23 protein-coding genes and 1 tRNA gene are annotated in these 21183 nt (G+C 65.2%); 8 read left to right on the top strand and 16 right to left on the bottom strand.

All coding sequences use genetic code 11. The features are described 5' to 3' along the window. Positions 1 to 226: 226 nt before the first annotated feature. Positions 227 to 301: transfer RNA gene (locus GSQ92_RS15900), tRNA-Thr, on the top strand. Positions 302 to 344: 43 nt separating this feature from the next. On the opposite strand, the gene GSQ92_RS15895 is transcribed toward GSQ92_RS15900, so the two are convergent. The 6 genes from GSQ92_RS15895 to GSQ92_RS15875 all read right to left on the bottom strand — a co-directional run bounded on the left by GSQ92_RS15895 (position 345) and on the right by GSQ92_RS15875 (position 3221). Beyond that, complete coding sequence (locus tag GSQ92_RS15895; protein WP_158802611.1) at positions 345 to 752, bottom strand: DUF2000 family protein; 408 nt, start codon at positions 750 to 752, stop codon at positions 345 to 347. 7 nt (positions 753 to 759) lie between these two features. After that, complete coding sequence (locus tag GSQ92_RS30235) at positions 760 to 1080, bottom strand: helix-turn-helix transcriptional regulator (RefSeq protein ID WP_254066629.1); 321 nt, start codon at positions 1078 to 1080, stop codon at positions 760 to 762. A gap of 60 nt (positions 1081 to 1140) precedes the next feature. Beyond that, positions 1141 to 1632 carry an AraC family ligand binding domain-containing protein gene (locus tag GSQ92_RS30230; protein WP_216856829.1) on the bottom strand — a complete coding sequence of 164 codons (492 nt, stop codon included), beginning with the start codon at positions 1630 to 1632 and terminating at the stop codon, positions 1141 to 1143. A gap of 644 nt (positions 1633 to 2276) precedes the next feature. Beyond that, positions 2277 to 2549: a hypothetical protein gene (locus tag GSQ92_RS15885; RefSeq protein WP_158802612.1), complete on the bottom strand. Its 273-nt coding sequence runs from the start codon at positions 2547 to 2549 to the stop codon at positions 2277 to 2279. 152 nt (positions 2550 to 2701) lie between these two features. After that, positions 2702 to 2941, bottom strand: coding sequence for a DUF2188 domain-containing protein (locus tag GSQ92_RS15880; protein ID WP_158802613.1), 240 nt, complete (start codon positions 2939 to 2941; stop codon positions 2702 to 2704). Between the two features lie 82 nt (positions 2942 to 3023). Further along, positions 3024 to 3221: a hypothetical protein gene (locus tag GSQ92_RS15875; protein ID WP_158802614.1), complete on the bottom strand. Its 198-nt coding sequence runs from the start codon at positions 3219 to 3221 to the stop codon at positions 3024 to 3026. A gap of 134 nt (positions 3222 to 3355) precedes the next feature. Between GSQ92_RS15875 and GSQ92_RS15870 the strand changes: the two genes are divergently transcribed. Continuing rightward, positions 3356 to 3745: an Hsp20/alpha crystallin family protein gene (locus GSQ92_RS15870; RefSeq protein ID WP_216850020.1), complete on the top strand. Its 390-nt coding sequence runs from the start codon at positions 3356 to 3358 to the stop codon at positions 3743 to 3745. Next, on the top strand, positions 3745 to 6120 hold the full coding sequence (lon, locus tag GSQ92_RS15865) for an endopeptidase La (RefSeq protein ID WP_158802615.1): 2376 nt from the start codon (positions 3745 to 3747) through the stop codon (positions 6118 to 6120). Before GSQ92_RS15870 ends, lon begins: the two co-directional genes overlap by 1 nt. 311 nt (positions 6121 to 6431) lie before the next feature. Here lon and GSQ92_RS15860 read toward each other — a convergent pair whose 3' ends face one another. The 3 genes from GSQ92_RS15860 to GSQ92_RS15850 all read right to left on the bottom strand — a co-directional run bounded on the left by GSQ92_RS15860 (position 6432) and on the right by GSQ92_RS15850 (position 9522). Beyond that, positions 6432 to 7328 carry a lysophospholipid acyltransferase family protein gene (locus GSQ92_RS15860; RefSeq protein WP_158802616.1) on the bottom strand — a complete coding sequence of 299 codons (897 nt, stop codon included), beginning with the start codon at positions 7326 to 7328 and terminating at the stop codon, positions 6432 to 6434. A gap of 109 nt (positions 7329 to 7437) precedes the next feature. Further along, on the bottom strand, positions 7438 to 8400 hold the full coding sequence (locus GSQ92_RS15855) for a PhzF family phenazine biosynthesis protein (RefSeq protein ID WP_254065585.1): 963 nt from the start codon (positions 8398 to 8400) through the stop codon (positions 7438 to 7440). A 36-nt stretch (positions 8401 to 8436) separates the two neighbouring features. Next, a complete protein-coding gene (locus GSQ92_RS15850; RefSeq protein WP_216850021.1) occupies positions 8437 to 9522 on the bottom strand; it encodes a fatty acid desaturase family protein in 1086 nt (361 codons plus the stop codon). 195 nt (positions 9523 to 9717) lie between these two features. Between GSQ92_RS15850 and GSQ92_RS15845 the strand changes: the two genes are divergently transcribed. From GSQ92_RS15845 to GSQ92_RS15830, 4 genes are all read left to right on the top strand, one after another. Next, entirely contained in the window at positions 9718 to 10743 is a 1026-nt protein-coding gene (locus GSQ92_RS15845) for a LacI family DNA-binding transcriptional regulator (RefSeq protein WP_216850022.1), read from the top strand. A gap of 94 nt (positions 10744 to 10837) precedes the next feature. Further along, positions 10838 to 12376, top strand: coding sequence for a murein biosynthesis integral membrane protein MurJ (gene murJ, locus GSQ92_RS15840; protein ID WP_158802618.1), 1539 nt, complete (start codon positions 10838 to 10840; stop codon positions 12374 to 12376). Positions 12377 to 12543: 167 nt separating this feature from the next. After that, complete coding sequence (locus GSQ92_RS15835; RefSeq protein ID WP_158802619.1) at positions 12544 to 13707, top strand: PHB depolymerase family esterase; 1164 nt, start codon at positions 12544 to 12546, stop codon at positions 13705 to 13707. A gap of 179 nt (positions 13708 to 13886) precedes the next feature. Then, positions 13887 to 14540 (top strand): Mbeg1-like protein, encoded by a 654-nt coding sequence (locus GSQ92_RS15830; RefSeq protein WP_158802620.1) that lies wholly within the window; start codon positions 13887 to 13889, stop codon positions 14538 to 14540. Positions 14541 to 14594: 54 nt separating this feature from the next. On the opposite strand, the gene aspS is transcribed toward GSQ92_RS15830, so the two are convergent. Beyond that, on the bottom strand, positions 14595 to 16385 hold the full coding sequence (gene aspS, locus GSQ92_RS15825; protein ID WP_158802621.1) for an aspartate--tRNA ligase: 1791 nt from the start codon (positions 16383 to 16385) through the stop codon (positions 14595 to 14597). Between the two features lie 169 nt (positions 16386 to 16554). Here aspS and GSQ92_RS15820 point away from each other — a divergent pair, with 169 nt between their 5' ends. Continuing rightward, complete coding sequence (locus GSQ92_RS15820) at positions 16555 to 16920, top strand: hypothetical protein (protein WP_158802622.1); 366 nt, start codon at positions 16555 to 16557, stop codon at positions 16918 to 16920. Between the two features lie 3 nt (positions 16921 to 16923). On the opposite strand, the gene GSQ92_RS15815 is transcribed toward GSQ92_RS15820, so the two are convergent. The 6 genes from GSQ92_RS15815 to GSQ92_RS15790 form a co-directional block, all read right to left on the bottom strand. Further along, a complete protein-coding gene (locus GSQ92_RS15815; protein WP_158802623.1) occupies positions 16924 to 17211 on the bottom strand; it encodes a Uma2 family endonuclease in 288 nt (95 codons plus the stop codon). A gap of 51 nt (positions 17212 to 17262) precedes the next feature. Beyond that, complete coding sequence (locus GSQ92_RS15810; RefSeq protein ID WP_158802624.1) at positions 17263 to 17517, bottom strand: hypothetical protein; 255 nt, start codon at positions 17515 to 17517, stop codon at positions 17263 to 17265. Positions 17518 to 17625: 108 nt separating this feature from the next. After that, positions 17626 to 18531 (bottom strand): sugar phosphate isomerase/epimerase, encoded by a 906-nt coding sequence (locus GSQ92_RS15805; protein ID WP_158802625.1) that lies wholly within the window; start codon positions 18529 to 18531, stop codon positions 17626 to 17628. Between the two features lie 216 nt (positions 18532 to 18747). Further along, positions 18748 to 19788 carry a Gfo/Idh/MocA family protein gene (locus GSQ92_RS15800; protein WP_256367110.1) on the bottom strand — a complete coding sequence of 347 codons (1041 nt, stop codon included), beginning with the start codon at positions 19786 to 19788 and terminating at the stop codon, positions 18748 to 18750. 86 nt (positions 19789 to 19874) lie between these two features. Next, the gene (locus tag GSQ92_RS15795; protein ID WP_158802626.1) at positions 19875 to 20717 is read right to left on the bottom strand and encodes a phytanoyl-CoA dioxygenase family protein; all 843 of its coding nucleotides are present in this window, start codon (positions 20715 to 20717) and stop codon (positions 19875 to 19877) included. A 218-nt stretch (positions 20718 to 20935) separates the two neighbouring features. After that, positions 20936 to 21142: a hypothetical protein gene (locus GSQ92_RS15790; RefSeq protein WP_158802627.1), complete on the bottom strand. Its 207-nt coding sequence runs from the start codon at positions 21140 to 21142 to the stop codon at positions 20936 to 20938. Positions 21143 to 21183 lie beyond the last annotated feature (41 nt).

The raw sequence follows: 21183 nt of genomic DNA, 5'->3' as shown, positions 1-21183 counted from the left end.
ATGTTGTCTCCGGAAGACAACGCCGCGCGTTAGGGTCTTATGCACCAGAGCGAGCCGGGTCGAGCGGATTGCGACGACCACCCGTCGGCGCGAATGCTCGGCGCCGAAGTTCGCCCAGCCGCGATGAGCCTCGCCCATGTGTCTCGCAGCGTCGCAGTTAATTGCGTCCGGCGGGTTGCCCGGCGCAGCGTCTCCCCCTACAAGGCCGCCATTAAGCGTCGGTTTCGCTGCTGTAGCTCAGTGGTAGAGCACTCCCTTGGTAAGGGAGAGGTCGAGAGTTCAATCCCCTCCAGCAGCACCAGCTTTTCAATGACTTAGCCGGGCGCCACCTCGGATCGGCCGAGCTACGGATGTAGCTTCGGGCCTTTGGTTGCCTTGTCCACGTCCTTCATCGGGCCGCGCAGGGCCAGACCGACAAGGTCGGGGGCGTCTGGCGGCTCCGCCTTGAAGGCGGCTCGGTTGGCGGCGTCGTGGCCGGTCGAGAACATCGCCCTCACATAGACGGCTTGGCTCAGCCCGCGATCGAGCCCGGCACGATGGGCGCGCAGAAGGCTCTCCGACGTGGCGGCGAAGATCTGGATGGGTCGGCCGAGTAACCGCGCGTGCCGGCGGCCGGCGGCGTCCTCATACGGCTCGCCCATCGCGTCCGGCGCGCCGGCGATGCCGGTGGCGAGGAAAGCCGTCACGTTGAGCTTCTGCCAGGCCGCCAGATCCTCCAGAACCAGGATCGCCACCTTCGTATCGAATATCATGCCGGCCTCAAGCCTCCCCGCTTGCAGGGGCGCATCTCAGCCGGTTCGGCGCGCGGTCTGGAACATCCGTGCAGCAGGCGCGATGGGCCGCCGGGGTCACGCCATGGGCACGGCGGAACCAGCGGCCGAGATGGCTCTGGTCGGCGAAGCCGCAGGTCGCCGCGGTCTCGGCCGGACGCTTGCCCTCAGGGAGGAGCTGACGGGCGCGGACGAGGCGCGCCTGCACCAGGTAGCTATGGGGCGGGGTGTCACAGACGGCGCGAAAGGCGCGAGCAAGATGGAAGCGGTTCGCGGCGCCGGCATCGTCGGCGAGCGCGTCGAGGCCGATATCCTCGGACAGAGCATCATGAAGCCGTTCACGCGCCCGCCGGGCGGCCGAAATGGGGTCTCAGCAGGCCGACGACCGAATCGAGCGCCGCGTCGGGGTCAAGCGCTCGGTTGGGGAAGCGAGCGCGAGGCAGGCCGCGCGGATCGCGGTGGCGAGCTTCGGGTCATCGACGAGGGTCGACAAAAATCCTGGATCGCCGACCGGCGGGTCGGCAAGAGCGGTGTGCAGCCAGGAGCGCGGCAGATACAGCATGCTATAGGCGAAGCCGCTGCCATTGCCGGCCTGCCCGTCATGAGCCTCCTGCGGCTCGATCAGGATGACACGGCCGGCGGTGCTGCGGCGACGGCTGCCACGGCAGAAAAAATCCTGCTGTCCGCATTCGGTGACGCCGACGAGCCAATCGTCGTGGCGATGCAAGTCGCAGGCGTGGCCGGAGAAGCACGCCCGGATTGCCTCGATTCCGCTCGCGCCATCGCGGACGAGCTGCATGTGGTCGGGCGGCGCCGCAACCGCTTTGGGCGGCACGCGCGTCATGCGAATGGATGTCGTCACTACCTCGTCAGGATAGCAGACTCCTGCTCATGCGTTGATCCTTTGGCGTGCGAGGATCCGCAAGCGGATTCAGCGGCCGAGCTAACTGCAAAGCAGGTTAACGCGGTTCTGATGGACTATGTTCCGGCATGCCCCCGCTGTCGGTCCCTGATGCGAGCGGTACGAAGGCGCGATCTTGGCGCGCGAGCTTCCCTGGCCGGGGCAGTTGCAGCGTCTAAATCAGGATGTTGGCAGCTTGAATATTAGAGTACGGCAAATCCTTCAGCCTGAATCTTCGCACGAAAACCGTCACAAATATCAGGCTCATAGCTTGCGGCTACGCCCACCATTAAGCTGATAGAGTTCGCAAAAAGAGTGGGACCAAGTTGACTCAGGATTGAGCGGGTATGGCGGCATACTGTTGACGAGGGCTTTCGTGTTGACGGCGGCTGCCCCATTTCTCCAACGTGTCTTCACGAACGTCGGTTTACTCATTCAAAGCTCCAACATATTGACACATTGGAGAGAAGAACCGCGAGCTATCACGCATACACCTCTCGTCGCACCGCATAGGCAACGATATAGGCGCGCCCCGTGCTTCACCCTCTTTGCGATGCCATCGTGAGCGCAGGAAACCTCTTGAGGTAGAATCACCAGCACTGCCCTCATGCCGGCAGCGGCCAGTCCGTGGCTTGGCCGTCGTCCTCGAGTTCGATTGTCAGGGCGATCCTAAGAGCGTCCCACGCCGCGCGTTTCGCCGCCTCCGCCGAGGCTGCGCTTCCGCCCGAAATCGGCGCGATGCGGCTGCCGTCGGCGACATAGAGGCGCCAGTAGCTGCCACCGAATTCGGCGCGCTCCACCTTAACGAGAGCCGTTGCGCCATTTTGCAGCGGCGCCTCGCATAACTCCGCGCGACGCCAATCCGGGAACACGGCCATCACAGCCTCCAGCATGACGCGTTACGGGAGTGGAAACGCCGCAGCAGCCCACGGCCTCCCCGCCGCAATCAATATACGAGGGCCGATCTTTCCGAGATACGAATGAAATGCTGCTTGTCGCTTAGCAGCGCGAAATCGCTTGCCGCCGGGATCTAACCGATGACGTCGGCGTCCGGCCGGTCATCGCCCGCTGAGATCTCCTCATGCCATTTGCCAGCTTCGTCCTGGAATTCGATATGCGTCGTGTTTCCTGGGATATGCTGCTCGATCGCCACGCGTTTGGCCGCGGCCAAGGCGGCCTGCCGGCTGGCAAACGGCTCCGAGAAGACATCGCCCAGCTTGTAAGCCCAGCCGCCATCATGCTCGACGACGCGATAATGTATTTTGGCCATGCCGCTTCCTTCGCTGCCGTCGGTTGATGTCTCAGACGACCGTATCATCCTTTGGGAACCGGCGCTTGTGGCGCGCCCCCGATCAAGGCTTGGGCTTCGGCGGGACCGGAGGAACATGGCCGGTGGCGATCGGGTCGCTCGCGGGAAAGGATTCTTCCAGGGCTTCCTCGAGGAAGCTTTCCTGCTCCTGCCACTGCTTCTCGGCGGCGGCCGCGTCCCGGTCCTTCTTCGGAGCAGGGGCGGCTGGGGGGTTCTTGTCGGACGGAGTATCGACGGTCATGCTTTCCTCACTGTTGGCGGGGTGCGGAGCGGGTCATCTCGTGTCTAGATGTCACCCGGAACCCGCCTCGCACAAACCAAGAATAGGGCCGCAAGCCATGTGTCGCTATCGCCGGGGATCAGAAGGAGGCAGCCATGCCGCGCTCCGCTAGAGACGTCATGTGGTCGGAGGCCCTGGCGATGCTGGCGCGGACCGATCGCTTGCACCGCGACGCCTTCCGGCCGACCGCGAGCGGCTGGGAACCTCCGGTCGATGTGTTGGAGACCGAGGCAGGGCTGCTCGTCGTCGTGGCACTACCCGGCGTCAAGGCTGACGATATCGAGGTCGTCATCGGCAGCGGCGAGGTGCTGGTGCGCGGAACCCGGCGCTGGCCGACGCTGCAGCGCCCGGCCCGCGTTCACCGCATCGAGCTGCCTCATGGCCGATTCGAACGGCGATTGCCGCTGCCGCCGGGGACATTCCAGCTCTCCGGCCAGGACCTTACGGATGGCTGCCTGCTTCTGACCCTGCGAAGGCTCGATTGATGGATTCGACCAGCGACGCCCCCGACGAGACGATCGTCCCCGCCGATACGCTGATCCTGGTGCCGATCACGGATACGGTTCTGCTGCCCGGCATGGTGATGCCCCTCGCGATCGGCCGCCCCACCGCGGCGGCCGCCCTGCAGGAAGCCGCGCGCACGGAGCAGCATCTCGCTGTCGTGCTTCAGCGCGAACCTTTCGCCGAGAATCCCAAGCTGGACGAGTTGCAATCCGTCGGCACGGAGGCCCGCCTGCTGCGCTATTTCACCGGGCGCGACGGATCGCATAACGCCATCGTGCAGGGTATCGGGCGGGTCCGCCTGCAAGCGGTGCTCAGCAATGCCACGCCGCAGCCGGTAGTGGCCGTCAGCCGTATCGACGAACCGACTGAGCGGAGTCCGGAGATCGATGCGCGATTCCATCAGCTACGCGAACGGGCCCTGGAGATACTGGGGCTGATCGAACAGGCGCCGCCCGAACTCGCGGCTACCGTGCGTTCGATCGAGCAGCCCGGCGCGCTCGCCGATTTCGTGACCGGCCTGCTGGATATGACTCCGGCCGAGAAGCAGGAGCTCCTCGAAACTGTCGAGCTGCTACCGCGCCTGGACCTTGTGATCACGCGGCTCGCCTATCGCCATGAGGTGCTCAAGCTCTCGCATGACATCGGGCAGCAAACCCGCACGGCGATGGAGGGGCGGCAGCGCGAATTCCTGCTGCGCGAGCAGCTCAAGGCGATCCAGAAGGAGCTCGGCGAATCCGATGACATCGCGCCCGAGCTTGAGGAGCTGAAGCGGAAACTAGACCAGATCGAGATGCCGGCAGATGTCGCGACCCAGGCGAAGCGGGAGCTACGGCGCCTCGAGAAGATGCCGGAAGGTGCCGCGGAAGCCGGGATGGTGCGGTCCTATCTGGAATGGCTGACGGAGCTGCCCTGGAGCATCGAGGCCGAGGCGCCGATCGACATCGCCGAGGCGCGGCGCGTGCTCGACGAGGACCATTTCGATCTGGAGAAGATCAAGCGGCGAATCCTCGAATTCCTGGCAGTGCGCAAGCTGAACCCGAACGGCAAGGGACCGCTGCTGTGCTTCGTGGGGCCACCGGGCGTGGGAAAGACCTCCCTCGGGCAGTCAATCGCCCGGGCGGTCGGGCGCAAGTTCATCCGGGTGAGCCTCGGCGGCGTGCATGACGAGGCGGAGATCCGGGGACACCGGCGCACTTATGTCGGTGCGATGCCCGGCAATATCATCCAGGCGATCCGCCGCGCGGGCGAGCGCAACTGCGTCGTGATGCTGGATGAAATCGACAAGCTAGGCGCGGGCGGTTTTCAGGGCGACCCGGCCTCCGCTTTGCTCGAAGTACTGGACCCCGAGCAGAACGGCACCTTTCGGGATGCGTATCTCGGCGTGCCCTTCGATCTAAGCCGGGTGCTGTTCATCGCGACCGCCAATGTGCTGGACACGATCCCCGGCCCGCTGCGCGACCGCATGGAGGTGGTGCGGCTCTCCGGCTATACCGCCGAGGAGAAGGTGGCCATCGCGCGCGGCCATCTGATCCCTCGGCAGCTCAAGCAAAACGGACTCTCGGAGAGCAAGGTCGGGCTGGACGATGCGGCCCTCAACCTCATCATCGACGGCTATACGCGGGAAGCCGGGGTGCGCAACCTGGAGCGCGAGATCGGCGCGGTCTTCCGCAACGTCGCGGTTCGGGTGGCCGAGGGCAGCGAGGCGCATGTGCTGATCGATACGGACGAGGTCTCCGGCATTCTCGGAGCGCGTCACTTCGACGCGGATGTGGCGCAGCATGCGTCCATCCCAGGCGTCGCCACGGGCCTGGCCTGGACCCCGGTCGGCGGCGATATCCTGTTCATCGAGGCGAGCCGCAATGCCGGCGGCGGCAGGCTGATCCTGACGGGGCAGCTTGGCGACGTGATGAAGGAGAGCGCTCAGGCTGCGCTTAGCCTGCTCCGGGCGCGGGCGCCGAGCATGGGAATCGATTCCGATCTCTTCACCAGCAACGACGTGCACGTCCATGTGCCTGCCGGGGCGACGCCGAAGGATGGACCATCGGCGGGCGTCGCGATGTTCGTGTCGCTCTCCTCGCTGATGACGGGCCGCCCAGTGCCGCCGACGATCGCGATGACGGGCGAGATCAGCCTGCGTGGCCTGGTGCTGCCGGTCGGCGGCATCCGCGAGAAGGTCATCGCGGCGGCGCGGGCCGGGATCGAAACCGTGATGCTGCCGGCCCGCAACCGGCGCGACTACGACGACATTCCGGTCAGTGCGCGCGAGCGGCTGCGATTCATCTGGCTGGAAACAGTGGATGACGCCGTGGCGGCGACGATCGGGGCGGCGTCGTTGCCGCTGGCGGTGCCGGTCTGACGTAGATGCTCGGCGAAGTCGGCGGCTCAAAGCCTTCTCGCGGGCTGAAGGCAAGCGGTGACTCGGTCCCTAGAGCGCGATGTCGTTGATCTGAACCCTGCCCATTCCACCACGTCATGCTCGGCGAAGGCCGAGCATCCACGCCTTCGCTTGCGTGACTAAGGCAAGGCGTGGATGGCACGCCTTCGCGTGCCATGACGAGTCTTTTGGTCGCAGATCGATGTTAGATCAGGTGTGACAACGTCATCCTCGGCAAAGAACGCCTCGACTGGGGCGGAGGATGGCGAGAGCAATTTCGTTTCGGGAAACACTTAGATCGAACTGACCCTGGCATCCCTCGGCCAACGGCGGTGCAGCCATAGCCAGCTCTCCGGCCTCTGGCGCACCCAGCGCTCCAGCGTCAGGTTGACGGCGCGGGTTAGCGCCAGAATGTCGGCGGCGCGGTCGCCACTGTCGGGCAGGGTCATCGGCGGCTCGACGATCAGCCGCAGCCGCGCCGGGCCCAGCCGCTGGATATAGCCGGGCACCACCGGACAGCGAAACCGCAGCGCGAGCGAGGCGAGTGCCGGCGCCGTCATCGCCGGGCGGCCGAAGAAATCCACCGGAATGCCATCGTTGAGCTTCTGGTCGATGAGGATGCCAAGGAAGCCGCCGCGTGCCAGGTGGAACGCGGCACTCCGCGCGCCATCGGCGCCTTTAGGAAACACCGGAACCGGCACGCCCATGGCGCGGGCCCGCATATCAACGAGAAGCTTCGCCGTCTGCTGGTTGTTCGGCGGGCGGTAGAAGCTCGCCATCGGGATGCCATGGGCGGCGACAATGCGCGGCAGCATCTCCCAGTTGCCGATATGGCCGGAAAACAGAATCGCCGGGCCGCCGCCCTCGGCGAGAACGCGCAGGTGTTCCGCGCCCTCGATCTCCCAGCCTGGGCCGGACAGCGTCCGTTCGAGTTTCGGCAGATGGGGCATTTCGGCAGCGGTGCGTCCGAGATTTTCCCAGACGCCCCGCACCACGGACTCGCGTTCCGCACCAAGTTCGGGGAGCGCCATCTCGAGATTGCGTCGGGCCACACGCGAGGGGGGGAGGAGCGGGCCGAGGCCGCGGAAGAGTTTGCCGCCGGCGTTAGAGGCCACGTCGGGGGGCAGGCTGCCTGCCAGGCCGAGAAGCCCACGCAGACCCGAATACTCCAAATGATGTGCAATGCTCATTCGTCGTTAGGTAAGTGGCTAACCGTGGAATTTTCAATAACCCAGCGGGCATCACGACCTCTACAAATCAAGAAGTGATGGCTGGAGTGCTTCAGCCGCCGCGCTTGATCTAATCCAGCGAGGCCTCGCCGGTCAGAACGGGCACGCATTCGCCACCTACGGTCGCGCGGATGCCGTCCGCCGTGCGACGGGCCGTCAGGCGGAGCAGGCTTGGCCGGCTGATCTCGACGCCCTGGGTAACCTCATAGCCTGCCTCGGCGTCTTCGGTAACAGAGAGCAGGAGTGCGGCGAGCGCGGCATTGGCGCTGCCCGTCGCGGGGTCCTCCATGATGCCGCCGAGCGGCGCGAACATGCGCGCACGCAACCGATCCCCGTCCCTAGCGTAGAGATGCAGGGCAAGGCGGCCCTCAAGAGCTGGGAAATCCGCTACGGCACGGCGGAAACCGGCGAGGTCTGGTGAGGCCCGGGTCAATGCCTCGGGCGTGACCTGCGCCATGAGGAAGCCGAGGCCGACAGAGGCCATGACCGGCTGATGGGCGTCGGTGATGACCTCGGATGCGGCGATGCCCGCACAGCCAGCGATCGCCTCGGGCGATAGCGTCGCGCCCAGGGATAGCGGCTGGGGTGCCGCGATTTCGGCGCCAGTCACCTCGCCTGCCCCGTCATACTGGATGCGCACCTCGACGAGACCCGCAAGTTCCTCGAAGCGCAGTGTGGCCGGACGGTTACCCGCCTGCCGTGCCAGCACGTAGCCGGTGCCGACATTGGGGTGGCCGGCGAAGGGGAGCTCGTATTGAGGGGTGAAGATGCGGACCCTCGCGGTATTGGCTGGGTTCTGGGGCGGCAGGACGAAGGTGGTTTCGCTGTAGCCGAATTCAGTGGCGAGGGACTGCATCTCCGCTGATGACAGACCCTGGGCGGCGGTGAAAACGGCGAGCTGGTTGCCGCCGAAACGGCGGGCGGTGAAGACATCGATAGTGACGAAGGGATAGGTCGGCATTGCGCCAGCCTCCGCGATTATCGGAGCGGAGACCAGTGAGGTTGAAGCGGGGCGCGCAAGCGGAACCGTCATGGCGCAACGCACCCTGCGCCATGAGGGAGTAGAAGGTTATGCCGCGACCGTGACGGAGTTTGCGTAGACCGGCCTGCCGTCGCCGGGGAGCCGGCGGGAGATGAACCAGGTCGGGTCGCGCCGCTGGCGGATGATGGCGGGGACGATCTCGCAATAGGCCGCGAAGAGGCCGCGATAGGGCGCCGGGCATTGGTCCTTGATCAGGGCGTGAAGTTTCGGCAGCGCGTAGAAGGGCACCATCGGAAACATGTGGTGCTCGATGTGGTAGTTCATGTTCGCGTACAGGAAGGCGAAGACCGGGTTCAGCAGCACCGTGCGGGTGTTGAGGCGATGGTCGTAAACATCCTCGTCCAGACCCGCATGCTGGGTGAAGTTGAAGACCTGCGATAGCGGGCCGCCATAAAAGCGCGGCAAGAGGATGAACATGGCCGGCAGAATGCTGTGCGCCGCGATACAGGCCGCGATGGTCGCCACGATGATCGCCAGATAGAGCCGGGACGACCAGATGACCTTGCCGCGCTCCATCTCGGGCACGAAATGCTGGCCGTTTTCCGTCAGGCTACCGGTGGCATTCCGCGTGATGCGGGAGATCTGCGTGAGGCCATCCTTCAGGAAGAAAATGTCGAGAACCGGACCCAGGACATCCGTTGGACGCGGCGCGCCGATCTCGGGGTCGCGCCCGACGATGATGGTATGCGTGTGGTGGCGGGAATGGCTCCAGCGATAGAAATAGGCCTCCCGCAGCGTCATGAAGGAGCAGAGCTGGAAGAAGGCGGTGTTCAGCCAGCGGGTCTTGAATGGCGTGCCATGGGAAAGCTCATGCGCGCGGTGGTCGGCGGCCGAGTAGAGGACGCCATAAACCGCGAAAGGCAGCACGCACCACCATGTGCCCCAGGTCAGAAAGCCGAGAACGCCGGAGACGACCAGAAGCCCGAGCCATAGGCCGAAAATCCGCAGCGGCTCGGCATCTGAGCGCTTGGTGAGTTGTTTCAGCGTTTTCCGGTCGAGCTTGCAGGAGAACCACTCCTCCTCCACCCGATGCTCGAAAGCCTCGGTGTCCATTTCCGAGGCACCCTCAGCGGTGCCGATGAGCGAGTAATTCTTCCAATTGGACTTCGCCATCGTTTCCCCCGTCGCGCGGGCGCTTAACGGCAGTCCGCCCTCATGGCGCTGTTGCCGACTGTCGCCTGCTTGCTGTGATCCTGGTGTGAAAGCACTATACATCGAGGCCACAACCTTTCAAATATCTGAGGTAATTATCTCTCAGCCCGTCAAAAGCCTTGGGGAATGAATGAAAGAATCTCTCAGGACTGGGCCATGAAGCGTCCGACCATCGTCGATCTTGCCAGTGCGGCCGGTGTCAGTGTTTCGACGGTCGACCGGGTGCTGAATGGGCGCGATCCTGTCACTCGCGCCAAGGCCGAGAAGGTCCTGGCGGCGGCGCAGGGGATTGGCTTCCACGCCACTGGCGCCATCCGGCGGCGCCTCGTCGAGGACCGGCCTGAGCGCGTTCTCGGCTTCGTCCTCCAACAGGGGAAAGGCACCTTCTATCGCATGGTCGCCGAGGCGCTGAAGATCGAGACCGAGCGTGCGCCATCCATCCGTGGCCGCTTCAAGGTCGATTTCCTCGAGGACCTCTCGCCCGCTTCCGTGGCCGAGCATATCGCCAGTCTCGCGAAGGTGGCCGACGCGGTGGCCGTGGTGGCGGCGGATCATCCGCGCGTCTCCCAGGTCATCGAGCAGGCGAGCGGGCGCGGTGTGCCGGTCTTCGCGCTGATCACGGATCTGACGGCTCAGGCGCGGGCCGGCTATGTCGGTTGCGACAACTGGAAGCTGGGGCGCACGGCGGGCTGGGCGATCTCGAATATGTGCCAGGGCGAGGCCAAGGTCGGCATCGCGGTCGGCAGCCATCGCTATCTTTGCCAGGACGTCTCGGAGATGAGCTTCCGCTCCTACCTGCGGGAGCATTCGCCGCAGTTCAATCTGCTCGAACCGCTGACGACGCTCGAGGATGTCGGCTTCGCCTACGAGAATGCGCTCGAACTGCTGAAGCGGCACCCGGACCTCACGGCGCTATTCGTCGCGGGCGGCGGGATCGAGGGGGTGATGCAGGCCATCGCCGATACCGGAGCGGCCGATCGCGTGGTGGTGGTCGGGCGAGACCTGACGGAGGACAACCGCACGGCGCTGATCGAGGGCAACCTCAAGCTGGTGCTGTCGCATCCGATCCAGGCCATGGCGGCGGCCGTGGTGAATGCGATGGTGGTGGCGCTGGGCGAGTCGCCGCCGGCCTTCCAGCAGGTGTTGCTGCCGTTCGATCTCTGGACGGCGGAGAATGTGTGAGGCGGCGCCGGCGCGACTTTGAGCCATATCCCTTGACGCCCCCGACACGGCGGGTGAAGTGGGCCGCCGCCTTGGCCTAAGGATCAGCTGCCGCATGGCTCTTCTCCGCCGCGTCGCGACTGTCGGCGGCTATACGATGATCAGCCGGGTGCTCGGCTTCGTGCGGGAGATCCTGACCGCCTCCGCGCTGGGTGCCGGCGCCACCTCGGACGCCTTCTTCGTGGCGCTCCGCCTCCCCAACCTGTTCCGCACCCTCTTCGCGGAAGGCGCCTTCAGCGCCGCCTTCGTGCCGCTGTTTTCCGGCATGGTGGCCAAGGAAGGCCATGGCCCGGCGATGCGCTTCGCCCAGGATACTTTCTCCTTCCTGCTGGTGGCGCTGACAGGTTTCCTGATCCTTGGTGAAATCTTTACCCCGGCGATCCTGCACGTGGTGGCGCCGGGCTTCGACGCCGATCCCGCGCATTTCCAACTGACGGTCGAACTGACGCGCATCACCTTCCCCTATCTCGCCTTCATTTCCCTCGCCTCCTTCCAGGGCGGCATGCTGAACGCGGTGGACCGCTTCGCGGCGACGGCGGCGACCTCGATCCTGCTCAACCTCTTTCTCATCGCCGCGCTGCTGCACCACCCGGTGACCGGGGAGACGCTGTCCTGGGCCGTCACCGTCTCGGGTGTCGCGCAATGCCTGTGGCTGGCCTTCTCCTGCCGCTGGGCGGGGATGAAGCTGGGGCTGCCGAGGCCCCGGATGACGCCGGAGCTGCGCCGGCTGCTGCGGATCATGCTGCCGGGCGTCTTCGGCGCGGGCGCGACACAGATCAACCTCATGGTCTCGACCGCCGTCGCCTCCTTCGCGCCGGTGGGATCTGTCTCCTACCTCGCCTATGCCGACCGGCTGAACCAGCTGCCACTGGGCGTGGTGGGTGTCGCGGTGGCGACCGCGATCCTGCCGACGCTCTCCCGCCATATCCGCAAACAGGAGGATAGCGCCGCGCTGCATATCCAGAATCGCGGTCTGGAGCTGGCGCTGCTGCTGACCCTGCCGGCGGCGGTGGCGCTGCTGCTCGAGAGCCATCCGCTCCTCGCCGTGTTGTTCGAGCGCGGGAAATTCGGCCCGCATCAGGTGGCCGAGGTGGCGCCGACCCTGGCCGCCTATGCGCTGGGCCTGCCGGCCTTCGTGCTGATCAAGGTGGTGGTGACGGGCTTCCTCGCGCGGCAGGACACGCTGACGCCGGTCAAGGTCGCGCTGGTGGCAATGGCGGTGAATATCGTGCTGACGGTATCGCTCGGCCTCTATTCGGGTCTGGCGCATGTGGGGATCGCGCTGGCGACCTCGATCGCCGGCTGGGTGAATGCTCTGGGTCTCATCGCGATCTCGCGCCACCGGCGGCAATTCGCGCTCGATGCGCGGGGGCGGCGCAGCCTGCCGCGCATCCTGGCCGCCGCCGTCGGCATGGGCGCCGTGTTGATCGGGCTGCACCAGTTGCTGCGGCCGGTCCTCGAAGCGCCGCATCTCAGCGAGCGCCTCGCGGCACTCACCTTGCTGGTCGGCGGAGGGATGGTGGCTTTCGCCATCCTCTGCCTCCTTCTGGGGGTGGCCCATCCTCGCGAGTTACGGCGTCTTAGGGTCGCTTAGGACCCTCCATCTCGGTGGGGCCGGGCCTCAGGCGCGCCCCGCATCACTGATACCGGGATCGTGCGCAATGCGAGGGTTGCGCCTTATGCTGCAACGCACCATTTTCCGTTGTAGCGAACAGCAAGCCCCATGGCGGGACGAGCGCGCCCACACCCGAAGGCAAGCCGATGACGATGACCGAGGCGAACGAAGCCCTCATGAGCCAGCTCATGAAACATCTCCCGACGATGGAGAGTTTCGGCCTGCATGCCGGTGGAGCGGCCAACGCGACCCAGCTTCGCGAGACCGCGCAATTCGGCGACGATCCCGGCCAGCTTCGCATGCTGAGCTTCGTGCCCGAGAATCTCGGACGCGGCGCCCCTCTGGTCGTGGCGCTGCATGGCTGCACCCAGACGGCGGCGGAGTATGATCGCGGCACGGGCTGGTCGAACCTCGCCGATCGCTACGGCTTCGCGGTGCTGCTGCCCGAGCAGCGGCGCGGCAATAACCCGAATGTCTGTTTCGACTGGTTCCAGCCGGAGGACATCAAGCGCGGCGAGGGCGAGGTCGCTTCCATCGCCGCCATGGTGCGGAACATGGTGGCCGAGCACGGGCTCGACCCGAAGCGGATTTTCGTCACGGGCCTCTCGGCCGGCGGCGCGATGACGGCGGCGCTGCTCGCCACCTACCCCGAGCTTTTCGCCGGCGGCGCGATCATCGCCGGCCTGCCCTATGGCAGCGCGCATAACGTGAAGGAGGCGCTGGGCACGATGTCCCATGCGCGCCTGCGCCAGCCGCGCGAATGGGGCGACCTGGTCCGCGCCGCCGCTCCCCGGCCACCCGGCGGGCGGTATCCGCGCGTCGCGATCTGGCAGGGCACGGCGGATCACACGGTGAGCCCGGCCAATGCGGGCCAGTTGCAGCGCCAATGGGGCGATGTGCACGGCATAGAGGGTCTCCCGGGCGTCGCCGACACGGTGGACGGCGTGCCGCACCACGCCTGGCGGGATGCCGAGGGGCGTGTGGTGCTGGAAACCTATTCGGTGCCCGGCCTCGGCCACGCGGTGCCGGTCAACCCCTCAGCCGCCGACCCCGACGCGCGCTGCGGCCAGGCGGGCGGCTATTTCTCGGCAAGCGGCATTTCCTCGTCCTGGCAGATCGCGAGTAGCTGGGGCCTGACCTCACAGCGGCGCGCGACCACGCAAGGCGCTCGCCCTGCGGCGGACACGGCCAGAGCGGAAGCTCCGCGTGGCGGAGCTGGCCAGTGGCAGGGAATGACGGCGAAGATCACCGACCCCGCCAGCGTCATCGGCCGCAGCCTGCGTGCGGCGGGGCTGCTCGGGGAGCGCTAACTCACAGGCGCCCGCTGATACGACACCGCAACGTCAATCGGAGTTTAATCATTTCGACCTAAGCAGGCTGCGAGGAATCCGCGCGGAACCCCGGCGTCTTCCTCCATCCGAACGGCCTCGCCTTCTCGGTTTCGGAGAACACGCGACGGACAGCGCGAGGCGACACCACCGACCTCCAATTGACCTTCGCCGGCACCACGGCCGGCCTCAATCCAGCGACGAGTAGCGCCGAACGTGCGCTGGGCAACCTCGGCGCATTCTTCCAGCAATGGCGGCACAACATCCCCGCGCACCTTGGCAAGGAAACCGCGGTCCACGAGGCCGCGGAAGACCTGTTGGGCGCGACGCAGGAGCAGATACGGCTTCAAGGAATGGCATTGCGACCACGCTACGGCAAAGTCACGCTGGTCGGCCATTCGCTAGGCGCCAACGCCGCCCTTCACGCCTCCGCGGTACGCGCCAGCCGTGATGGCATCACGCCCGTGATCGCCATCGATTCACCAGGGGTGCGATATTCGCCGCAGACTTTGGCGCATCTGACTACACTCGGACGAAAAACCGGCAGGACGGCCGAGCAGTTATTAACGGACGCCCATGTCCATATCTATGGCGAGGGTGACCCGGTCGTCGATACCGCCCATCTACCGCTGAGCGGCGCTGACGTGCACAAACCTATTGCCACGACCTTCGAATTGCCCGACACAGAGAACCGCAGCGCACTCGATAACCTTCACCAGCACAATATTTTCGACGACACGGTTTTCGACGCACCGTTTAATCCGGTCATTTCTTTGGCCATCGGCCGAACCCTGCAACCGAGACGCTTTCGCTAGACAAATCTTCGTAAATCAAGGCGCGCTGCGCGTTCTAGACGACACCCGAGCACGCTACTCCGTCTTCACCACCTTCGGCGGCAGCGCAATCGCCAGCGACAGCTCGCGCAGGCGCGCGGGCGTGACCTCGGCGGGGGCGCCCATCATCAGGTCCTCGCCGCCCTGGCTGAGGGGGAACAGAATAACCTCGCGGATATTCGGCTCGTCGGCCAGCAGCATGACCATGCGGTCGATGCCCGGCGCCGAACCGCCATGCGGCGGCGCGCCGTAGCGGAATGCCTGCAACATGCCGCCGAATCGCGCCTCGACCTCGGAGGCCGGGTAGCCCGCGATCTCGAAGGCGCGCAGCATGATGTCGGCGCGATGGTTGCGGATGGCGCCGGATGACAGCTCGATGCCGTTGCAGACGATGTCGTATTGGAAGGCGTTGATGGTCAGCGGATCCTGGCTGTTCAGCGCCTCCATCCCGCCCTGCGGCATCGAGAATGGGTTGTGGCTGAAATCGACCAGCCCGGTTTCCTCATTCAGTTCATACATCGGGAAATCGACGATCCAGCAGAAACGGAACGCATTCTCCTCGATCAGGCCAAGCTCCGTGCCGAGTTTCGTGCGCACGCTGCCGGCGAATTTCGGCGTGGTGTCCTTCGCCCCGGCGGCGAAGAAGACCGCATCGCCCGGCTTCAGCCCACAGGCGGCGGCGATGGCGGCGGCGCGGTCGGGCTCCAGGTTGCGGGCAATGGGACCCTTCGGCCCCTCCGCATCCCAGGTGATATAGCCGAGGCCGCCGGCGCCCTCGGCCCTCGCCCATTCGTTGAGCTTGTCGAAGAAGGAGCGCGGATTACCGCCCGCCCCCGGTGCCGGCACGGCGCGCACCACGCCGCCACCGGCCGCGATCTTGGCAAACAGGCCGAAGCCGGAACCGGCGAAATACTCCGTGACGTCGGTCACCTTGAGCGGGTTGCGGAGGTCCGGCTTGTCCGAGCCGTAATCCAGCAGCGCCTGGGCATAGGGAATGCGCGGGAAGGGCAAGGGCGTCACGGCGCGGCCATTGCCGAACTCCTCGAACAATCCAGCCATCACCGGCTCCAAGGTCGCGAAAACGTCTTCCTGGGTGACGAAGCTCATCTCGAAATCGAGCTGGTAGAACTCGCCGGGCGACCGGTCAGCGCGGGCGGCCTCGTCGCGGAAACAGGGCGCGATCTGGAAATAGCGGTCGAAGCCCGCGACCATGGCGAGCTGCTTGAACTGCTGCGGCGCCTGCGGCAGGGCGTAGAATTTGCCCGGATGGTTGCGCGCGGGCACCAGGAAGTCCCGCGCCCCCTCGGGGCTGGAAGCGGTCAGGATCGGCGTCTGGAACTCAGTGAAGCCCTGGCCGATCATGCGGTGGCGGATGGAGGCGATGACGGCCGCGCGCAGCATCATGTTGCGATGAACGCGATCCCGCCGCAGGTCGAGGAAGCGGTATTTGAGCCGCAGCTCATCCGGATAGGTCTGATCGCCCGCGACCTGGATGGGCAGCACCTCGGCGGCCGATTGCAGCTCCAGCTCGCGCACCTTGAGCTCGACCTCGCCGGTCGGTAGGCGGGGATTGATGGTCACACCCTCCCGCAGCACGACCTCGCCGGTGACCGTGATGACGCTTTCGACGCGATGCGCCTCGGCCGCCGCGAAGGCCGCGGAGCCGGCGGGGAAGACGCATTGCGTAAGGCCGAAATGGTCCCGCAGATCGATGAAGAGCAGGCCGCCATGGTCGCGCTTGCTGTGAACCCAACCCGAAAGCCGGACGGTCTTGCCGGCATCACTGGCGCGAAGCGCGCCGCAGGTATGGGAGCGGTAGGTGTGCATGGGGGTCGGTCCTGGCTCGGTCGCGGAGGGGCGGCACACAATGCCGGAGGTCCATGGATGTCAAGCGGCGGCCATGGGGGCGCCCTCTCACGGCGAACAAAAACTGGAACGTGACTGAGACGTGGAGGCGCGATACTTTTATTTGGCCTGCGTCTCAGGGGGGAAATCGATGCTTGTCCGGCGTGATTGGTGGGGATTTCGTACTGAGGCGATCGCGATTGCGGCGCTCTGCCTCCTCCTGGCGGGGTGCACCAACTGGGTGAAGCCGGGGGCGAACCCGGCCATGCTGGATACCGCCACGACGCGGTGCAAGGCGGCGTCCTTCGCGCAGCTTCCGAGCAACCCGGTCACGCAGAAGATGACGGGCTCGACCTATTCATCGCGCAAGAAATGCGAAAAGAACGAGACCAACTGCAAGAAGATCGACGGGCGCTATACCTCGGTGACCCATGTCACCTCGGACGCCAATGAGGACGGCCGCGACGCGATCTTCCGCGACTGCATGTACAGCGACGGCTGGCGGCCTGAGCAGTAGGTTTTAACCGGCTGACGCGGCCTCGGTGAGAGCGTCGCTGAACTCTACGCCCTCGTAGAACTCGGCGACCGGGACCTCGATGCCGATCTCCGGCATCTGCAGGATGTCCTCGCCGGTCATCAGGGAGGTTGCCCGCCAGGTCTCTTCGGCGGCCTGCCGTTCCATGACGGTGAGGCCGATGCTCATGGATTCGAGGATCACGTAGCGCCGGATCATCGGCACAGCGGCATATTCACGGAGCTTGACGATGCGGTCGGTGCGACCGGTGGTTGGGCTCAGCACCTCGAACACCACGACAACGCCAGGCACGGTGTTCGCGGTCCCGATGACCTTGGAGCAGGGTCACCAGAGCATCCGGATACCGGATGGCCCTGCCGGTCGTCGCCAGACCCGCGTCCGGACCGAGGGGACGGCACTCACTCCCCCGCAGACGGCCACGAAGGGAGCGAGAAGGTTTACCGTGATGGCGCTGTGGTTGACGCTATCGCCGGTCATGGCGACCGGCCGCTCGCCGTCGAACTCGTAACGCGCCTTGCCATGGCCGCTCCAAGCGAAGAAGCGTTCCTGCGTCCATGTCCCAGGAGGAGCGGCGTTCATGGCCTCATGATTAGCGCAACAGGCCGACCGTTTTCTCCTGTGTCGAACCCGGCGTGCAGAGCGACCCAAGGCAAGCGCCGCTGAACGCGGCCACACGACGCTCCTGGATCACAACCCGTGGGCGCGGAGCTTGCCGTCCAGGAACTTCTTCGCCCGGGGCACGTCCGACTCATCGAGATGCTCGATGATGATGGGGATGTTCGAGTGCTTTTCGGAAAGCCGCTTGAGATAGTAGTCGTAGTTCAGCGCCCCCAGGCCCGGGGCCGGCAGCTCAATGGAGCCGACGCCGCGGAAGGAATGGGCCTCCGAGGCGTCGATATCGGCGTGCTTCTCGCTCGCTTCCTCCGAGCGTTTCACATCCTTGGCATGGGCGATGCAGATGCGGTCCGACAGGGTGTCGAAGATCTGCTTCAGCACCTTGTCCATGTGATCGATGTTGTGGTCCTCGAAATAATTTGTCGGATCCATCAGCAGGCCGAGGCCGGGGTGGTTCACTTCCGCGAAGACCCGCACGGTTTCCTCGACTGAACCGACCACGTTGTTGACATAGGTTTCCAGCAGAAAAACGGCGCCGTGGTCATAGGCGACCTGGGCGAGTTCGGTGATGACCTTGCGGCAATCCTCGAAGCCTTCCTCGGTCTTGTTCTTCGGGTGGCTGACCCAATCCGAGTCCTCGTTGAAGGTGCCGGTTTCGGAAATCACGAAAGGCGAGCCGAAATTCCGCGCATTGCGGATGATCGCCTTGAGATAATCGAGCCGCCGCTTGCGCTCGGCCGGGTCGGGGTGGACGATGTTGGTGTAGCCGGAGATCGTGCTGATCGGCAGGTTATGGTCGCGAAAGGTTTCGCGAATCTTCTTGGCCTTCTCGGCGGTAATCGATTCGGGGGTCGAGAGGTCGATGTCCTTGAACGCGAGATCGAGCTGCACGGTGTTGAAGCCGATGGCCCTGATGCGCTTAGCCTGTTCGGCGAGATCGTAGGGGAAATATCCGGTGAAGATGCCGACTTGGAGCATGATGTTTCCTCTGGCGTTTATTGTGGTGATGTGGACGAATTGGCGCCGGTGGTCCGATTGCCTAAAACTCGACAACCTAATATCGAACCGCGACCAAAGTGCCCGTCATGGCACGCGAAGGCGTGCCATCCACGCCATGCCTTTGTCACGCTCGCAAAGGCATGGATGCCCGGCCTTCGCCGAGCATGACGTGGGGGCAACCGGAAACCTCCCGCCCTAATAGCCGAACTCGGCGAGCTTCACCGCGCGATGTTCCTCGACCGAGCGATAGGCCGCCTCGACCAAAGCCATGGTGCGGAGATTGTCGGTGCCGCTGAGCAAAGGCGCCGTGCCGCTTTCCAGCGCGTACTGCACTTGTTCCATGACCCCCGCAAAAGCATCCGGAAACCACGTCGTTGACCACCGAGGCTGCACCCAGTCACCGCCTGTCGCGATGGTGGAGGAATAGCGCAGGGTCGATGGCGAACCGTCCGGATAATCGGGCCAGCCGATGGTGCCCTGGGCGACGCCCTCGGTGCCTTCCACACGCCATTTGATGTAGATGTCGCCGGTATATCCGGGCGCGCGCGGGCCGCTCCACACATCCTCCAGCGACACCGCCATAACGCCGGAGCGGAAGGTCAGCGTGGAGGCGCAGATGCCGTCCTTATGCGCAAAGTCGGTGCGCGGATCAGCGTGGACGCCGGTGTAGATCTCCTCCACCTCACCGAACAGGAAGCGCAGGACATCGAGGTGGTGGATCGACATATTGAGCAGCGTCAGCCGACCGTAGTCGCGGAGGAACGGCTGCCAATGCGGAATGGCGCGCATCTCGATCGTCGCCAGGACCGGCGTGCCCAGCGAACCGCGATCCAGGATTTCCTTCAGCACGCGCATCGACTGGTCGAAGCGCATGTTCTGGTTGACCGACAGGATCTTGCCGGCGGCACGGCATTCCGCCTCCAGCGCCTCGGCGGTGGCGAGGTCGAGCGCCAGTGGCTTCTGCGCCAGGATCGCGCGAATATGCGGCTGACGCAACGCGAGGTGGATCAGCGCGGGCTGCTGGTCGGGCGGATAGGCGATGTCGAGGATCTGCACCCGCTCGTCCGCGATGAGCTGTTCCGGCGTGTCATGCACAACCGGGATGCCCCAGCGTTCCGCAACCGCGGCGGCCTTGTCGCGGCTGCGGGAGGCGATGGCGGCGACGGGGAATCCGGCCGAGTGATAGGCCGCGAGATGCACGTCGGCCATGATGAAGCCCGAGCCGACGCAGCCGATGCGAAAGGCGCGGCTGCGGATGGGCGCGTCGGGGGTGAAGTCCAGCGCTTCTGGCAGGTTAGCCTCCTGATCGGACGAGCGCGCGCTTACACCTCGGATGTGGCGCGTTTGCCGACGACGGTCTCGTCCTCTTCGTGGTTGAGAAAATCCAGATGCGCGACAACGCCGCTGCGTCCGACCTCGCGGATCCGCGCGTCCGGCACGATGTCGAGCTTAGTGTAACCCGGGTGATGGTGCTTCTTCACCGGATCGTTCGAGGCGGCGTTGTAGCAGCACAGCAGAACATTGCGCGATTTGTCGGAAGTGTTCGCAGCCGAGGCATGCAGCGTATTGGCGTGGAAGAACACCGCGTCGCCGGCCTGCATCTCGGCATAGACATGATCGAGCTTGGTCATTAGCGCATTGACGCGATCGATATCGGCGCCGGTCTGGCCACCGACGCGGCCATGCTCGATCCGCCCAGCCTTGTGGCTGCCACGAAGGAATTGCAGGCAGCCGTTTTGCTTCGTCGCGGGATCGACGGCGATGGCGACGCTCAGCATGTCCGGAAACAGGCAGCCGTTCATATACCAATAGCCGTAATCCTGGTGCCAGTCCCAGGCACCACCCTTGCGTGGCCGCTTCATCGTGAGCTTGGAATGGTAGTGGTAGACCTCGGCATCGAGCAGCTTCGCCGCACCACCCGCCACGCGCTCGCTGCGCGAGATCACGCCGAGCAGGTCGTCGCCGGGATGGTTCCACACCGCGAGTTCGGTCGAACCGCCCGCACTGTCGTCGAGCAGGACGGAATTCTTGCTGATCGAGGTGTCGCTGCGAATGAGGGTATCGACCATGGCGACCTCATCGCTCGCCAACAGGCCGCGCTTGAAGACGTAGCCGTCATTCCAGAACGTCTCGATGTCTTTCTGAGTCAGCTGCGCTGCGCTCATTTCCGTCTCCCTCCGCCAAGCGTCACCGGCTATTTGGTGCCGGCTTGATGTACGTTACCGTAGGGTGGCTGAAGTGCGACATCAAGGGAACGCGGGTACAGCGCGGTCGCCCTTATATTTGGGCTTGGTTCTGCAATCAGACGCGTCCCGCCGGCGCGGTAGAGCGACCCCGAATCGCGCGCGACAACGCGAGAACGATCCGGGACAGCTCCGCGCCATCACCAGCCGTGATGGGGATAGCCGTAACCACCATAGCCGTGGTGATAGCCCCAGCCCGGTGGCGGGTAGAAGCAGCCGCCCAAGGTTAGGGCCAGGCCGACCGCCACCAATAGGCGGAGCATCGCGGGCCTCGCGCGGTGTGGGGACGACCGGGCGGAATCGCGCGCCTCGGCGGGCAGGATAGTCTGGTGTTGGGAGAAGAACATTTGGAACTCCTTTCGCACGCTAGGCTGCACGCCTGATGTAA

The organism is Acidisoma sp. S159 (assembly GCF_009766125.1).
Lineage (GTDB): Bacteria > Pseudomonadota > Alphaproteobacteria > Acetobacterales > Acetobacteraceae > Acidisoma.
Note: the sequence above shows the minus strand (reverse complement) of the source record. Positions and strands in the feature narration are given on the sequence as shown.

Excerpts from the sequence above, each read along its gene's own strand:
- GSQ92_RS15820 (WP_158802622.1), top strand. The coding sequence starts at position 16,555 with ATGCTTGTCCGGCGTGATTGGTGGGGATTTCGTACTGAGGCGATCGCG.
- GSQ92_RS15845 (WP_216850022.1), top strand. The coding sequence starts at position 9,718 with ATGAAGCGTCCGACCATCGTCGATCTTGCCAGTGCGGCCGGTGTCAGT.
- murJ (WP_158802618.1), top strand. The coding sequence starts at position 10,838 with ATGGCTCTTCTCCGCCGCGTCGCGACTGTCGGCGGCTATACGATGATC.
- GSQ92_RS15855 (WP_254065585.1), bottom strand. The coding sequence starts at position 8,400 with ATGACGGTTCCGCTTGCGCGCCCCGCTTCAACCTCACTGGTCTCCGCT.
- GSQ92_RS15835 (WP_158802619.1), top strand. The coding sequence starts at position 12,544 with ATGACGATGACCGAGGCGAACGAAGCCCTCATGAGCCAGCTCATGAAA.
- GSQ92_RS15850 (WP_216850021.1), bottom strand. The coding sequence starts at position 9,522 with ATGGCGAAGTCCAATTGGAAGAATTACTCGCTCATCGGCACCGCTGAG.
- lon (WP_158802615.1), top strand. The coding sequence starts at position 3,745 with ATGGATTCGACCAGCGACGCCCCCGACGAGACGATCGTCCCCGCCGAT.
- aspS (WP_158802621.1), bottom strand. The coding sequence starts at position 16,385 with ATGCACACCTACCGCTCCCATACCTGCGGCGCGCTTCGCGCCAGTGAT.
- GSQ92_RS15790 (WP_158802627.1), bottom strand. The coding sequence starts at position 21,142 with ATGTTCTTCTCCCAACACCAGACTATCCTGCCCGCCGAGGCGCGCGAT.
- GSQ92_RS15805 (WP_158802625.1), bottom strand. The coding sequence starts at position 18,531 with ATGCTCCAAGTCGGCATCTTCACCGGATATTTCCCCTACGATCTCGCC.
- GSQ92_RS15885 (WP_158802612.1), bottom strand. The coding sequence starts at position 2,549 with ATGGCCGTGTTCCCGGATTGGCGTCGCGCGGAGTTATGCGAGGCGCCG.
- GSQ92_RS15875 (WP_158802614.1), bottom strand. The coding sequence starts at position 3,221 with ATGACCGTCGATACTCCGTCCGACAAGAACCCCCCAGCCGCCCCTGCT.
- GSQ92_RS15895 (WP_158802611.1), bottom strand. The coding sequence starts at position 752 with ATGATATTCGATACGAAGGTGGCGATCCTGGTTCTGGAGGATCTGGCG.
- GSQ92_RS15810 (WP_158802624.1), bottom strand. The coding sequence starts at position 17,517 with ATGAACGCCGCTCCTCCTGGGACATGGACGCAGGAACGCTTCTTCGCT.
- GSQ92_RS15795 (WP_158802626.1), bottom strand. The coding sequence starts at position 20,717 with ATGAGCGCAGCGCAGCTGACTCAGAAAGACATCGAGACGTTCTGGAAT.
- GSQ92_RS15880 (WP_158802613.1), bottom strand. The coding sequence starts at position 2,941 with ATGGCCAAAATACATTATCGCGTCGTCGAGCATGATGGCGGCTGGGCT.
- GSQ92_RS15870 (WP_216850020.1), top strand. The coding sequence starts at position 3,356 with ATGCCGCGCTCCGCTAGAGACGTCATGTGGTCGGAGGCCCTGGCGATG.
- GSQ92_RS15860 (WP_158802616.1), bottom strand. The coding sequence starts at position 7,328 with ATGAGCATTGCACATCATTTGGAGTATTCGGGTCTGCGTGGGCTTCTC.